The organism is Candidatus Omnitrophota bacterium (genome assembly GCA_040755155.1).
GTDB lineage: Bacteria > Hinthialibacterota > Hinthialibacteria > Hinthialibacterales > Hinthialibacteraceae > JBFMBP01.
Map to the genome: position 1 here is coordinate 1 of JBFMBP010000165.1, position 14,434 is coordinate 14,434.

The following is a 14,434-nucleotide window of genomic DNA, read 5'->3' on the forward strand; positions in this document are numbered from 1 at the left end:
CCTCTGGGAGAGGGTTAGGGTGAGGGATTTTAAATTCAACAAATTCATGCTATTAGATTTGTTGATATTTTCGATTAAGGAATTAGTCTATCCTTAACTTAACGACATTGCCTCCTAACCTCCCCCATGCTTGGGGGAGGAATAATAGGGTCTTGCAAGAGGCTCTTTCATTATACTTATTCGCCCCCCCTTCTGTATAGTTTCTTGAATCGATTAAAAAGCGCCCGGCTTTCCAAATAAATAGGTAATTCTACAATGGATAGCCTTCCGATGGAGAATAGCTTATTCCTTACTTCGATTCTTCCAAAAGCTAATCAAATCCTTTCCTCAATCCGTATTGCTTATCTTATTTGAGGCTCTTGCAAAATTCATAAAATCCGCTATTTAATTCTCCCCCCAAGCTTGGGGGGAGTTAGAGGGGGGTTGATTTTATTAGACTTAAAGCAACACCCTCCTGAACGAACCCCAGGCTTGGGGGAGGAATAATGGAATTTTGCAAGAGGCTCATTTTTTTATAAAATCGCGTTCTCCGCAGAGTTGCTTTTTGCACTCGGGACAAATGCTATGGGTAAATTTTGCGTCCGAATGATCGGTTAAATATTCCTCGACGCGGTTCCAATACCCTTCATCGTCGCGGATTTTTTTACACCAGGCGCAGATGGGGATTAAACCGGATAAAGTTTTAACATTTTCCAACGCTTGCGTCAGTTCGAGAATCAGCTGATTTTGCTTTTCTCTCACCTGCAGCAATTCATCCTGAAGTTCAATGATTCTCTTCCCTGTTGCGATTCGCGCCTTCAGTTCTAGCGCATCAAAGGGCTTTATTATATAATCGTCCGCTCCCGCTTCTAAACCTTGAACAATATTCTCGCAACGATTCTTAGAAGTTAATAGTAAAATATAAATGTAACGATCTTTTTCTTCTTGTCTCAATCGGCTGCAAATTTCCAGACCATTCATTCCCGGCATGATCCAATCCAAAATGGCGATTTGCGGCTGGGAAGTCTGCTGTATTAGATTCCAGGCCTCATTGCCGTCGGACGCCAATGCGATGTCGAATCCCCATTCCGTTAAATTCTCTTGAAGCAAAAACAAAGCGGTTGGATCGTCGTCTGCGATTAATATTTTCATTTTCATATCCCGTTTCTCTTGAGCCTCTTGCAAAATTCCTTTATTCCTCCCCCAAGCTTGGGGGAGGTTAGGAGGGGGTTGACGTTAAGTCCATTAAAATCAACCCCCCTCTAACTCCCCCCAATCTTGGGGGGGAGAATTTTAAGACAGAATTCATTAATTTTGCATGAGCCTCTCTTTTAAAAAATCTCGAAAATGACTTTCCTGCGCAACATGGCTTATTGATTTTCATGATGCTCCCAATCCGTTTTTTCAATGGCTTCGCGCGCTTGGCGGAATTCGTCTCGCAAAGCTGTCAATTCCTTAGCGGCGGAGATCATATCGCCAGCGGCGGCGAATTGTTCGATCTCCTGGGCTTTCCATCGCAGCTGTTGCGCTCCGATGTTAGCGGCTTCGCCTTTTATCGTATGCGCTCGCCGCTCCGCCGCTTCCCTTTCGCCCTGTTCAAGGGCTTCTGTTAAAAATTGGATTTGGATCGGAATGTCTTTGAGAGCAATCTCAATCATCTTTCGCAGCCGCGAAAAATTCCCGCTGACGCACTTCAACGCTTCGGATAGTACAAAAACGGCGGACTCACTCTCTTTGATATTCTCGCGGACAGTAGCCGATTCATCCGCCGCCAACCCATCCCTCAACGCCTGCCTCTCTACGCTGGCGGATGGATAATAATATTTTTCGATCACGCTTCTCATCTCTCTCATCCGCATAGGCTTGGCGATATAATCGTCCATACCCGCCGCCAGACATTTCTCCCGGTCTCCTTTCATGGCGTTGGCCGTCATGGCCACAATGACGGTGGATCGGTTGCCCTTTTCCCGCAAACGTATCTCGCGCGTCGTCGAATAACCGTCCATGACCGGCATATGAACATCCATAAACACGAGGTTGTACGAATTCTTTTCCCATTTTTCCAACGCCTCTCGTCCATCTTCCGCCACATCCGCCTGGTATCCAAACCGTTCCAGAAATCCAAGCGCCACTTGTTGATTGAATTTGTTGTCCTCGACGAGCAAAATCCTGAGGTTCCGAATTTTTTCGCCTGGCGCGAATCTTTCCTGCGATTCGACGCTCTCCGGCTTTTTCCTCACGCCGCCGGCGGTCTGAATAGCATTGAAAAAAACGGATCGGGTAACCGGTTTGTTCCAATAGGATTCGAAGCCCAATTGTTTCATGCGTTGTTCGTCTTTTTTATCGCCCGTCGAAGAGAACATAATCATGCGCAATCCCCGCAACGCTTCATCGGCCTGAATCGCCCTGCCTAGAGCTTCCCCATCCATACCCGGCATTTGCCGATCGATGATGGCGAGCTCGAAGGATTCATGCTTCTCGCGAGCGCCGCGCAGAATCTCTAGCGCTTCCTCGCCGGTGGCGGCGGCTCTATGACGGATATTCCATTGAGACAGATACTTGCTATAAATCCTTCGATTGATCTCGTTATCGTCCACAATCAGGACGGAATCGCAGATAACGCCGCTCTTTTCGGCGAAGGTTTCCAGATTCTCCTTGATCACCGGCAATTCCAACGAAAAAGCGAACGTCGTTCCTTTCCCCAATTCGCTGAAGACCTCGATGCTTCCCCCCATTATCTCCACCAAATGCTTGCAGATCGACAATCCCAATCCCGTCCCCCCAAACATCCGCGTCGTTGAAGAATCCGCTTGAGAGAATTTATCGAAGACTACGTTCAATTTATCCGATGGAATGCCGATGCCGGTATCCTGAATGGAGAAATGCAGCCGCTCCTTTTCCGGAAGCAATTCCTGGCTCCGTACGTCGAGCAACACGCTCCCTTGGCGCGTGAATTTTACGGCGTTGCCCGTTAGATTTACGAGAATTTGCCTTATTCGGCCGGGATCGCCAATAAAGATGTTGGGAGCCTGCGCTCCGTAATGGACGATCAACTCCACGTTCTTTTGGATGGCGGGTAAGCGAAATAGATTAATTACCTCCTCCACAACCTTTTCCAGATCGAAAGGCGTCGATTCCAAAGACAATTTTCCGGCTTCGATTTTGGAAAAATCAAGAATGTCGTTGATGATCGTCATCAACGATTCCATGGAAGCAAGAATTTTGGAGGCGTATTCCTTTTGCGCTTCGTTGAGCGGCGTCTCCAATAAAAGTTCCGTCATTCCTATAATCCCGTTCATAGGCGTGCGTATTTCATGGCTCATATTGGCGAGAAAGTCGCTTTTGGCGCGGGTGGCTTCCTCAGCTTTTTCTTTCGCTTGTTTTAAGAAAGCTTCCATTTCTTTGCGTTCTGTGATTTCCTCCTTAACGGAAAGAAAATGCGTGATTTCGCCTAGCGAATTCCGGAAAGGCGAAATCGAGGCATCCACCCAATAGAGTTCGCCGTTCTTCTTTTTATTGCAAATTTCTCCCCGCCAATCGTTGCCGGATAAGATCGTCGACCACAGTTCTTCGTAAAATTCGCGGGAATGAACGCCGGATTTCAATAGGCGGGGATTTTGTCCTATGATTTCACGCGGATCATAGCCGGTTAATCGGAAAAACTTGGGATTGGCGTATTCGATGTTTCCCTTTATATCGGTAATAACCAAGGCGGCCGGGCTTTGTTCTACGGCGCGGGAAAGTATGCCTACTTCTTCCTCCGCTTTTTTCCGCTCGGTAATGTCGTGGGCGTATAGACGAACCGAATTGAATTCCGGCGTGAAATGAAAGATTCCGCTGAAGGTCAGACCATTGATTCGTATTTCCCGTTGAAACTGCGTAGCAGATCCTTCTGCGAAAGCCGTCAATATCTCCTTAATATCCGAAGGGAAAAAGGCGCGAGGATCGGTTAAATTCCATCGCGCCAATATGGATTTCGCCGACTTGTTGATGTAAAGGATTTCTCCTTCACGGTCGAATTCCACAACGGGATTGGGATTCAATTCGGGAAAAGACGACAGATGGCGTATTTCGGCTTCCGCTTCTCTTCGCTCCAACTCGCTGGCGGCGTACACGGCGATCGACTTGAGCATCGATTCCGCCGGTTTGGGATTCGCAAACGGTTGGCGTCCGATGACGGCGATCAAACCGATCGGCTTTCCTTCGCAGCTCCAAAGAGTGGTTCCTACATAACTTTCAGCCCCCAATTCCTGGAGCGCCGCATCCTTGGGAAATAAATGGCGTACATCTTTGGGATAGCAACATATTGTTTTCCCCGCCACTTCATCGCAGGGAGTATCTTTCAAGGTATAAGATACGTTATCCTCGATGCGGCCATCGCAGTAGATGGCTACTGTCTGCGCAGACAAGCAATCTCCCGACAAGCGATTGATGCAGACATAATCCATGTTCATCGTTTCGGCTAAGTAACGCGCCAACGCTTCGAAGAAATCTTCGCCCGAAGCCGACAATCCCAATTGCAGGAGAAACGATTGCGCATTTTCGATCAGCTTGCGCTCGGTAATATCCTGTACGATGCCAATAGACCGGATTGCTTGTCCTTGTTGATCGTATTCGGTTTGACAGGATTCGTTCACCCACTTGATCTGTCCATCCTTCATTAGCAAACGATGCGTGATTTCGTAGGGAGTCTTGTTTTTCACCGATTCGATATAGGCCCGATTGACTATTTCGCGATCATCGGGGTGGATAGCTTCCAAAAACGCCTCATAGGAAGCGCCGAATATCACTGGATCGATTCCAAAAATCTCAAAAATGCTTTCCGACCATTGCAGCCGGTTGTTAACGAGGTCCAACTCCCATCGGCCCAGCCGGGCGATTCTTTGCGCTGCCTTTAAATTCGCCTCGCTTTCGCGCAACGCAACTTCCGCCCGCTTCCGCTCGGTGATATCTATGCCATATTCGATCATCTGGCAGACTTCGCCTCCCTCGTCGATAATCGGGAAAGCGTGAATCTCAATATAAAAAGGATCGCCGTTGGCGTCATAGTGGATATGTTCGCTCTGGACCGGCATCTTTGTCCGTATTACTTCGGCGAGCGGGCACTTGTACTCTTTCGTGTTACATGGCTCGTTGCGTTTATGCGTGAACATGTAGCATTTCGATCCAACTTGAGCGTTGCGGTAAATCCTCGCCGCGGAATTCGCCAGCACGACCGAGTAATCGCGCGCATCGATAACGAAGAAAGGATGATTAAGAGCTTCGATGGTATTTTCTAGTAAATCCTTCTGTTCGCGCAGCGCTCTTTCCGTTCGTACGCGATCGGAAATTTCCCGGTGCAATTGTTCGTTGGCGCGCGAAATCTCGCTCGTGCGTTCTTGTACCAATTCCTCAAGATGGTCGTGGTGTTTTTGCAATTCCTCTATCGCAAGATCACGTTCCCGGGATCGCTTAATCAAACTTCGCGCGCTCAAACTGATCCCGCCGATTCCCAACGCCCAGAGCAATCCCAACGATAAGAGGGTGGAATAGATTCCATCCCACATGTTTTTTAATAGCGGCGACATAGGCAATGAAATACTGATTCCGCCCCGCAAATCTCCGGCCTTGGACACTTGGCCGCTGTGACATTTGAGACAGCCTGCATCCGCGTATAAAGGCCGCATCAGCCGCAAGTAAGGCTGACCGTTAATTTCCGTAAACTCGGTTAATTCCTTTGCTCCCTGCGCGAATGCTAGAAGCGCCTCCCGTTCCCAATCGTCGGGCGCATTTTGGGGCCGTAGAAGATTAAGACTGGTAAGATGACCTGCAATTCCGTACAAATCCGAATATTCTTGCTTCATTTGGCGCATCACATAAGCGGGATTCATAAGAGTGAGACGTTTCCCCGATGGCGTCTCGATATCTCGCTCGGTGATATGGTTTAAGTAAGGATTCGGAGGCGTATGTTCGTCGATTGGAACATATGCTCCGCCATGGCGGGCGACCCACCTTCGAACGGCTTCGTCTTTGTTGAAGTGAACGCGGGCTTCCATCAACGCGATGGATCGAACATCTTTGAAATCATGGTAAATAAGATAGGCCAATTGAACAGTAACAACCAAAGTCCAGACTAGATACATCGCCCACTTGAAGCGAACGATCCAGCTTGAATGAGTCCTAGAAGAGCCTTCCGGATTTCGAGGGATCAAAGTTAGCGGCGGTTGACTCTCCAGCCGATTCGATATCTCGTTTTGCCCAATCATTTGGCCTTCCATAACGAGCCTCCCACCCACAATTTGCAGGCTAATGCAAATAGAAACCGATGTATTTCAGATGATTTGCAGGGAACGATCCCCAAAGCGCCCCTAGCGGCGCTCGGACCATCCAATTAAAGTTGTCTAAGGGGATAATAGATATTTTACGCGTTCTCCATCTAATACTAATCTGCATTGAGGTTGTCGCTTTTCAAATTCCTCCCCCAAGATTGGGAGAGGTTAGGTGAGGGTTGATATTATTAGACTTATTATTCCCTCACCCTAACCCTCTCCCAGAGGGCGAGGGAATATATAAGCAATAATCCTAACGCATACTGGTATAAGTTGATTTAAACGAATATGTTGAATGAATTGATCTTTAAAGCGAGCGGGAAATGGCCGCGATATTCGAATGATCGGTTTTCCTTATTCCAATCCTATTCTCACACCCTCTAGGTTATACTAAACCAAAAAGTTGGATAAATGATTCGAGATCGGCGCAATAGGGCAGGCTTTCACCGAAAGGCCAACGGAAAACTATCATAATCCTTTGAATTTTATTAAATAACAACTTTCCATTTAATGCTGTTTATAGGATTAATTTATTGGATTTTACATTCCTATTAAGTATAATGAATGCTTGGACTAATGACAAATATTTAATGGTTTTTTACCTATCTATTGTAATCTTTCTTTATTTTATATATATCATTTAACCGGATCATTAAGTTAATATGATTTGGTTTGGATTTTGTTAACGTTATGTGGAATGAAGGAAATTCAAAGCAGGAATTATACTATTCAAAGCGCGTTGCAAGTGATAAAATACTCCCACCGCGCGCATCTTGCGATGCGCGCGGAACGTTTCCAGCCATGCCAGCAGGTCTTTTTTCCAGCGTAATGCCGCAGACTATTCGCCGCTTCGTCTTAACTTGATTTCGCCGCAGCAACGATGATCATCCACGACACGCCAAAGCGGTCGGCGACCATGCCAAATTTCGGCGAGAAGAATGTTTGAATTAAGGGCATTTGAATTTGACCGCCTTCGCTAAGTGCAGCGAATAACGTATCCGCTTTTACCGCATCGGGTACCGTAATAGACAATGAAAAACCATGAAAACTCGGCTCCTCCTGGCATCGACCATCCGACGCCATCAAAGTAGTCTCTCCGATTCGGAAACTCGAATGCATCACTTTGTCCGGCGCTCCCGACTGACGCATGGCGGGATCGGGACTCTCCTTAAACCGCATCATCATCAAAATTTCGGCGTCTAAAACGTTACGATAGAATTCCAGCGCTTCCTCGCATCGGCCATCAAAGAACAAGTAAGGTTGAACGTTCATGTTTTTCTCCAATTTCTTATAAAAAAATGACTTGCCCAAATTGTAGGTTTATTCGCGATTCTAAAGAGCGGCAAGGATCCAAGGATATTGGCCTTTTGCATTTCGCTAATAGATAAGTCAATTTGAATCATATATTTATCTTACACGTTCGTCCATCATCCATGCGTCTATCGCAACATAGATCGGCGGCATGGATTTCAATGCGCATCCCTCTTGATATTCGTATGGTTACGATTTGCGTTCTTCGATTTTCGCCATCGCGATAAAATCATGTCGAACCGTGATTGGCAAGTCGGCGGATATAGAAGCAATGTGCATGCACAAAGCGAAGCGGCCCGCTATGCCATGCAGCTCAAGGTAGGTGGTGCTGGGGATGGGAACGTCTATCTTTTTCTACGCCGGGATGAAAAATATCCTTTATAGCGTTTTCAGATGATCTCTGACTTCATCCAATTCCAATTGCAACTTTTTCGGGATATCGTCGTATTTTTCCACGGCGTCGATGTATTTCTGATAGTAGGCTTTCGCTTGGGGAATATCTTTTTGATCTTCGAATATGACGCCGATATTGAAAAACAATTCGGGTTGTCCGCAACCGGCGGCTTCCGCTTTTTCGAATAGTTTCATGCCCTCTTTCCATTTACCTTGCAGGCATTCCATCGTACCCATGTTATAATAATCAAGGGGGTCTTTGCCTTTCCAACCCATCTCGCTCTTCAAGGCGAAGGTCTCTTCCGGCGGCAGACTGTAAAGAAGCGTCAAACCATAGCGCGAAAAGGCGTATTCCCGATTTTCTTTCATTAATTCCAGAAATCGTCCGATTTCATATTCGTAAATCGTGGTTCTCGCTTCTTTCGCTTGAGTCATGCCGCAATCCGCCTTTCGGGCTTGTAAATAATCTAAAGAAAACAATCATAACGGCTTAACCGGGAAAAACAAGGCATAAAAGCAAATGATGAGTGATGAATGATGAGTAAAATCGTATAATTTATCTCTTATCTTATTGACCCCTATGAATAAGGAGTAGAAAATTAGTTCGAACCAAGCCATTTGACCAACTCTCGAATTCGGAGGAAGAATTTGAATCGTCCCGCGGCGAACGCGCCTTCCGTTTATCTATCCGTCATCCTGCCCGTTTACAACGAGGCGGAAAACCTAAAGCCGCTGCACGAGGCGTTGACAGGAGCATTGGACGGTTTGAATCGTCCGTACGAAATCGTCTATTGCGACGACGGCAGCGACGACGCTTCCGCCGCCGTTTTGCGGGAGCTGGCCGCCGGGAATCCCAAAATGAAAGTTATCGTCCTGCGGCGCAATTTCGGGCAGACCGCCGCCATCGCGGCGGGAATCGACGCCGCGCAGGGGGAGATTCTTATTCTTATGGACGCCGATTTTCAGAACGATCCGCGCGACATCCCCAAACTGCTTGCCCGCCTGGAGGAAGGATACGACATCGTCAGCGGCTGGCGCAGGCGGAGGCGCGATCCCTATTTGACGAAGGTTCTGCCTTCCCGCGCCGCCAACTGGTTTATTTCCCTCCTCACCGGCGTGAAATTGCACGATCACGGCTGCACGTTGAAAGCTTACCGCCGCGAAGCTCTCAGCCCGGTTTCTTTGTATGGCGAGATGCACCGGTTCATTACCCTCTACGGTTATTGGCAGGGGGCGAAGGTGGGTGAAGTGGAAGTGGAGCACCATCGGCGGACGCGAGGCAAGTCGAAATATTCCATTATCAAAACATTTAAAGTGCTGCTGGATTTGCCGCTTCTCGTTCTATTGGGGAGTTACCTCACCCGGCCTATGCACTTTTTCGGCGCCATCGGCCTATTCTTCCAATCCGCCGCCGGGATTTGCGCCCTCGACGTGTTGTATGAAAAATATATTGAGCATGACAAAGCTAGCAACAATCCGTTATTGCTCTTAGCCGTATTCTTCGCGCTGGTGGGCGTCCAGATCATCATGATCGGCTTATTGGCGGAATTGATTACCCGCGTCTATCACGAAAGCAGGGGAAAGAAAACTTATGTCATACGAGAAACGATCAATCTGCCTTTCACCGACGAGGACAGAACATAAGTTCTTGCTTTTCCATAGGATAATGGTGGGCTACGCTTCGCTTTGAGCCCACCCTGCGATTCTTTGAGCCCACCCTACATAAGTACTTATTCTTTTTCATCATTCATCATTCATCACTCATCATTTCGCTCATAATCCCTTATCGCCTTAAAGATGGAAATATTTCAAATCTACATCGCAGAGCATCTTGGTAATGTAGGAAATTTGCCCTAAGTGCTGGGCGAAATGCTCGACGACGTGATAGACAACCGTAAGGTTGGTTTCAGCGAATCCCTGCACTGTCTTTTTTTCCAACAGCCGGGAAAGATCGAATCTTGCCAGCGTTTCGTCGACTTCCTTGAGCGTCCCTTCCAGTTTCGCCAGCAATTGCGCTTTGGGGATGGGGCTGCGTTCGGCGAATTCTTGGGGACGATTGCGGACATCCTCCACGCCGCCGAGGCCGTGGATAATCCATTGGCGCAGATTTCCGCAGAGATGAAGCAGGATATTTCCCACGGAATTGCTATGCTCATTAGGCCTGCGCCATACATCCTCTTCGGAAAGGTTTTCGCAGCACTTACGGATTTTGGGAAAGTAGTCTTCTCTTAATTTATAGCGGGAATACTCCACAAACGCCATAGCGGTTTCATTCGGCATTTTTATTCCTTTTTCCAAAATATTATTCAACCGGCTTTATGAGTAACTCATGTTACGCGCAAGAAAAAGTTCGAGAAATCTATTATGATCGCCGTTTTGAATCGCGAAAGCAAGAAATAAAAAGAAAATCACGAAAAAAATGACAGTCAACCCGCCGTTAAAACGGCGGGCTATTGTCGTTTGCCCCTTTAAAGGGGCATTTGGCAATAGCCCTGCCTTTCAAGGCTGGGAGATGAAATTTCGCGGCATACGACTCTTTTACGCGTCGAAAGAGACATCATCTTGGAAACCTCAACGCTTCTCTGGATGATTTTTCCGATGGCGTGACAGTATAAGCTGCGTAACATGAGTTATTCATATCAATACTACCTATAAAAACGGGCGGAATCGACCGCCCGTCTTGCGAATTTTAAGCGTAAAACAAATAATCAGGATGCCATTTCCAATACTTTATTGACCAGTTTCTCGATGCCTTCCGCCACTTTGGAAATCGTCGGTCCCAACATATACGCTGGAGTCGTAACGATCCGGTTCTTCTCGTCCACGACGATTTCGCTGACGGAGGCGGGTCTGTTCTCCGAACCCATAGCGCGGATCGAACCGGCGGTGGCGGCGTCTGTTCCGATCGTGAGAACGGCTTTGACGCCTTTGTCCTTCAACGCGAGGGCGACCAAGACCGGCGAGATGCAAATCGCGCCGATAACCTTGCCTTTGGCGTGGGCATCCTGAATGACGCGGGCGGCGTCGGAATCGATTCGGCAAGCGTCCCCATCCACAGCGTAGGTGCAAAGGTTCTTCGCCGCGCCGAAGCCGCCGGGAAAAATCACCGCATCCACGCGCTCCATATTCAGCTGCGAAAGAGGAGCGATATTTCCCCGCGCGATGCGCGCCGATTCGACAAGAACGTTGCGCGTTTCGTTGGCTGGCTGCTGCGCAGCGTGGTCGATGACGTGCATCTGCGGCTTGTCGGGCGCATAGCAGGAGATTTCCGCTCCCGCCCGATCCAGATACAGCAGCGTAAGCACCGCCTCATGGATTTCGCTGCCATCGAAAACTCCGCATCCCGAAAGCGCTACGGCGACTCGCGTCATGATCCTATCCTCCTAGATCGAATGTTTGGCGATTCTTAACTCCAGAAAAAGATCCACGTGACAAGAACGAAGACCGGCAGCAATATGACGCAGGAGTATTTAAACATAAAACCGAAGAAACTGGGCATCGGCGTTCCCGCTTCTTCCGCGATCGAGCGCACCATGAAGTTGGGCGCATTGCCGATATAGGTCATGGCGCCGAAGAACACTGCGCCCGCTGAAATCGCTTGCAAGTAAAGCGGATTTTCAACAAGCAGTTTCTTCACCGCTTCCGCTTCCGGCATTCCAGCGTAGAACTTGCCGAGAGCGCTGGTGAAGAAGGTCAAGTAGGTCGGCGCGTTATCCAGGAAACTGGAAAGGGCGCCCGTGATCCAGAAATAATGATAGGGTTCCTGAACCGCTTTAATCAACGGCGCCGCCTGGCCGGTCTCGCCCGCTTTTAGAATCGCCAGGCAGGGAATCATGGTCATGAAAATTCCCGCAAAGAGATAGGCGACTTCGCGGATGGCGGCCCATGTAAATTCATTGTCTTCGCGTATCTTTTTCGAAGTGAATATCAACGAGAGGATGCCCATCAGGATCAGGATGCCGTCGCGCAAGAGTCCCTGTTTCTCTACATGAATTCCCAAAATGTTGACGGTTCCTAAATCCAAGAATCCGCTGAGAAGCACGCCTCCCACTACTCCAAAAAGGAAGATAAAGTTGAATGAGCCATCCAGCCGTAACGGCTCTTTCACTTCTACAGGCGGTTTTACGCCCTCTTTCTTATACGCAATGAAATCCATAACGAAATAGATAGCAAGAACGATTAAGGCGGCGAGAAGCATGTGCGGCAGAATTTTAAACGTCCAGAAGAAGGGAACGCCATGCAAAAAGCCCAAGAAAAGGGGCGGATCGCCCAACGGCGTCAATGCTCCACCAATATTCGCAATCAGAAAGATGAAAAAACACACCATAAACGTGCGGTTGGCGCGATGCTTGTTGGCGCGCAGGAAGGGGCGGATCATGAGCATCGCCGCGCCGGTGGTTCCCATCCAGGAAGCGAGCGCCGTTCCGATCGCCAGCATAGCCGTATTGACGATTGGCGTACCTACCAATGTGCCCCGCAACAGAATACCGCCGGAAACTGTATATAAAGCCCACAATAAAATAATGAAGGGGATGTAATCCAAAATATAAATATGCAAGATGCTGTAACTGGCGTCTTTGCCATAAGCGAATAAAAAGGGAATCGCCAATACCGCAGCCCAGAAAACAGATACTTTAGGATAATGATGGTGCCAGAAATGGGGCGCGAAAAGCGGAAACAGCGCGATGGAAAGCAGAATGCCGATGAAGGGAATCGAACTCCAAAGCGGGAGTACGGCGCCCAGGTCGGCGTGGCCGCCGTGTTCGCCTTCCACCGAATGTTCGCCCTGCGCAGTTTCCTTATGTTCCGTTGTTTCCTGCGCCGGAGCGGCAGCCGCCGCATCCGGAGCCGGTTCTCCCGACGCCGGAGTTACAGTCTCGGCGCCTGCCGGAGCGGGCGTCAGACCGGTATGTTCTTGCGCCATAGCGGAAAAAACAGCGCCGAAGACGATGCAGACTGCGAGAAGAGCAACCCATTTTTTCATTGTTTTTCACCAATCTATCGATATAGGATGGAATCAGCGACGAAATAAATAGATATCAAAAAAAACCTTCCGCTTGAAGCCGGAGATTAAAGGATGCCCTGCGTCTGTCCGAGCGCGTTACAATCCTGAAACGCTCTAAGAATCGTAAAATACTAAAGGGCAAATTCCAAAAAAGCAAGGAATGTCCCCCTTTTGCGGATTGAGCGGGAATTGGGCATGACATGAGAAATGGATACATCTCAATGCAAGCGAAAAATAACCGGCCTTCTACTCCAACCCAAAACGAACCGATCGCGCATCGCGTTCGTCACCCGTGGCTTGAGCCAGAGAGGAATAGAGTTCGGGGCGGCGCGCTTGCAGCCAACGCCGCCCGGTGCATTGATCCAGCAGAGAGGCGTCCAAATCCGTTATGACCATGTCGTCTTCCGTTTTGCTGGTTTCCGCTAGAATGCGGCCATAAGGATCGAGAATCATGGCGTTGCCGGTGCGGATCTCGTCGTCGTCCACGCCCACGCCATTGCTGAAGAGAAGAAAGAAGCCGTTGTCGTGAGCGCGGGAGGGAAGCCAGCGCATCAGCCAGCCCCGGCCTTTTGGGCCGCGGAATTCTTCCGCGATGGCTTGGGGATTTTCCTTGCGCTTGTCCCATAATTCCCGGTCGACTCTTTTCATTGCGTGAGGGCTTATGGAATCGCAGCCGCCGGTCTGATGGGGCGCCAGTAGAATATCTACTCCCATGAGAGCATTGATTCTGGCGTTCTCGATTATGTTGTTGTCGTAACAAATCAAGACGCCGATGCGGCAGCCGTGGGGATCGTCGAAAACCGTGAATTCCGAGCCAGAAGCGAGGTATTCGCTGACGAAAGCATGAAGTTTCCGATGACGGCGGCAAGAGCCGTCCGGCATAGCGGCAAGGTAGGAATTATATAACGCGCCGTCTTCGCCCTTTTCGATGAAGCCGGCGCCGATGGTCATGCCAAATTGCATGGAGAGTTCGCGTATCGTCCGGCAAGACGGCCCCTCATATGCGGGTTCCGCCAGCGCCTCCAACGCCTCTCGGCTCAACTTGCGCAAAAACCAGTAGCCTGTGACGCAGCATTCCGGGAAAGCGATCAGTTCCACCCCGCGTCGATGCGCTTCGGCGGCAAAGCGTTCGATAGCCACTAGATTCTTGGCTTTATCGCCCGCCGCGCATTCGAATTGAACCGATGCCGCACGGATGTTTTTCATGGTTGATTCAATCCCTTTTTATATATGAAACATTAGGAATGGATTCCTCAAGGGCAGAAAAAACCTTGCCCTTGCCACCCTCTTGAATGATGAATGATGAGTGATGAGCCGCCACACCGAGGAATTCAGCGATTGCAGAAAGAAAAAGGACAGAGTAGCCTTGGCTCGGCAGGAGCCTCGCCCTCTCTTCTTGTTCGAAGGTGAATTGCGGGAGGGCGAATCTCCGTTTTTC

10 protein-coding genes are annotated in these 14,434 nt (G+C 48.9%); 1 reads left to right on the forward strand and 9 read right to left on the reverse strand.

From position 1 onward, the window contains the following. Positions 1-504: 504 nt before the first annotated feature. The 4 genes from AB1656_26035 to AB1656_26050 form a co-directional block, all read right to left on the reverse strand. A complete protein-coding gene (locus tag AB1656_26035; GenBank protein MEW6238859.1) occupies positions 505-1,131 on the reverse strand; it encodes a response regulator in 627 nt (208 codons plus the stop codon). A gap of 218 nt (positions 1,132-1,349) precedes the next feature. Beyond that, a complete protein-coding gene (locus AB1656_26040) occupies positions 1,350-6,236 on the reverse strand; it encodes a response regulator (GenBank protein ID MEW6238860.1) in 4,887 nt (1,628 codons plus the stop codon). Positions 6,237-7,142: 906 nt separating this feature from the next. Further along, positions 7,143-7,559, reverse strand: coding sequence for a VOC family protein (locus AB1656_26045; protein ID MEW6238861.1), 417 nt, complete (start codon positions 7,557-7,559; stop codon positions 7,143-7,145). A 417-nt stretch (positions 7,560-7,976) separates the two neighbouring features. Continuing rightward, entirely contained in the window at positions 7,977-8,426 is a 450-nt protein-coding gene (locus AB1656_26050; protein ID MEW6238862.1) for a tetratricopeptide repeat protein, read from the reverse strand. Between the two features lie 213 nt (positions 8,427-8,639). Between AB1656_26050 and AB1656_26055 the strand changes: the two genes are divergently transcribed. Beyond that, positions 8,640-9,635: a glycosyltransferase family 2 protein gene (locus tag AB1656_26055; GenBank protein ID MEW6238863.1), complete on the forward strand. Its 996-nt coding sequence runs from the start codon at positions 8,640-8,642 to the stop codon at positions 9,633-9,635. A 147-nt stretch (positions 9,636-9,782) separates the two neighbouring features. Here the strand turns inward: AB1656_26055 and AB1656_26060 are convergent, their stop codons facing one another. The 5 genes from AB1656_26060 to AB1656_26080 form a co-directional block, all read right to left on the reverse strand. After that, positions 9,783-10,271: a DinB family protein gene (locus tag AB1656_26060; GenBank protein ID MEW6238864.1), complete on the reverse strand. Its 489-nt coding sequence runs from the start codon at positions 10,269-10,271 to the stop codon at positions 9,783-9,785. Positions 10,272-10,699: 428 nt separating this feature from the next. Continuing rightward, positions 10,700-11,362, reverse strand: coding sequence for an isoprenoid biosynthesis glyoxalase ElbB (gene elbB / locus AB1656_26065; protein MEW6238865.1), 663 nt, complete (start codon positions 11,360-11,362; stop codon positions 10,700-10,702). Positions 11,363-11,397: 35 nt separating this feature from the next. Beyond that, positions 11,398-12,975, reverse strand: coding sequence for a sodium:proton antiporter (locus tag AB1656_26070; GenBank protein MEW6238866.1), 1,578 nt, complete (start codon positions 12,973-12,975; stop codon positions 11,398-11,400). Between the two features lie 267 nt (positions 12,976-13,242). Continuing rightward, entirely contained in the window at positions 13,243-14,202 is a 960-nt protein-coding gene (locus AB1656_26075; GenBank protein ID MEW6238867.1) for a nitrilase family protein, read from the reverse strand. Between the two features lie 7 nt (positions 14,203-14,209). Then, positions 14,210-14,434, reverse strand: a 225-nt coding sequence (locus tag AB1656_26080; GenBank protein MEW6238868.1) for a hypothetical protein, incomplete at its 5' end; no start/stop codon positions are given.

Excerpts from the sequence above, each read along its gene's own strand:
- AB1656_26075 (MEW6238867.1), bottom strand. The coding sequence starts at position 14,202 with ATGAAAAACATCCGTGCGGCATCGGTTCAATTCGAATGCGCGGCGGGC.
- AB1656_26035 (MEW6238859.1), bottom strand. The coding sequence starts at position 1,131 with ATGAAAATATTAATCGCAGACGACGATCCAACCGCTTTGTTTTTGCTT.
- elbB (MEW6238865.1), bottom strand. The coding sequence starts at position 11,362 with ATGACGCGAGTCGCCGTAGCGCTTTCGGGATGCGGAGTTTTCGATGGC.
- AB1656_26050 (MEW6238862.1), bottom strand. The coding sequence starts at position 8,426 with ATGACTCAAGCGAAAGAAGCGAGAACCACGATTTACGAATATGAAATC.
- AB1656_26040 (MEW6238860.1), bottom strand. The coding sequence starts at position 6,236 with ATGGAAGGCCAAATGATTGGGCAAAACGAGATATCGAATCGGCTGGAG.
- AB1656_26070 (MEW6238866.1), bottom strand. The coding sequence starts at position 12,975 with ATGAAAAAATGGGTTGCTCTTCTCGCAGTCTGCATCGTCTTCGGCGCT.
- AB1656_26060 (MEW6238864.1), bottom strand. The coding sequence starts at position 10,271 with ATGCCGAATGAAACCGCTATGGCGTTTGTGGAGTATTCCCGCTATAAA.
- AB1656_26045 (MEW6238861.1), bottom strand. The coding sequence starts at position 7,559 with ATGAACGTTCAACCTTACTTGTTCTTTGATGGCCGATGCGAGGAAGCG.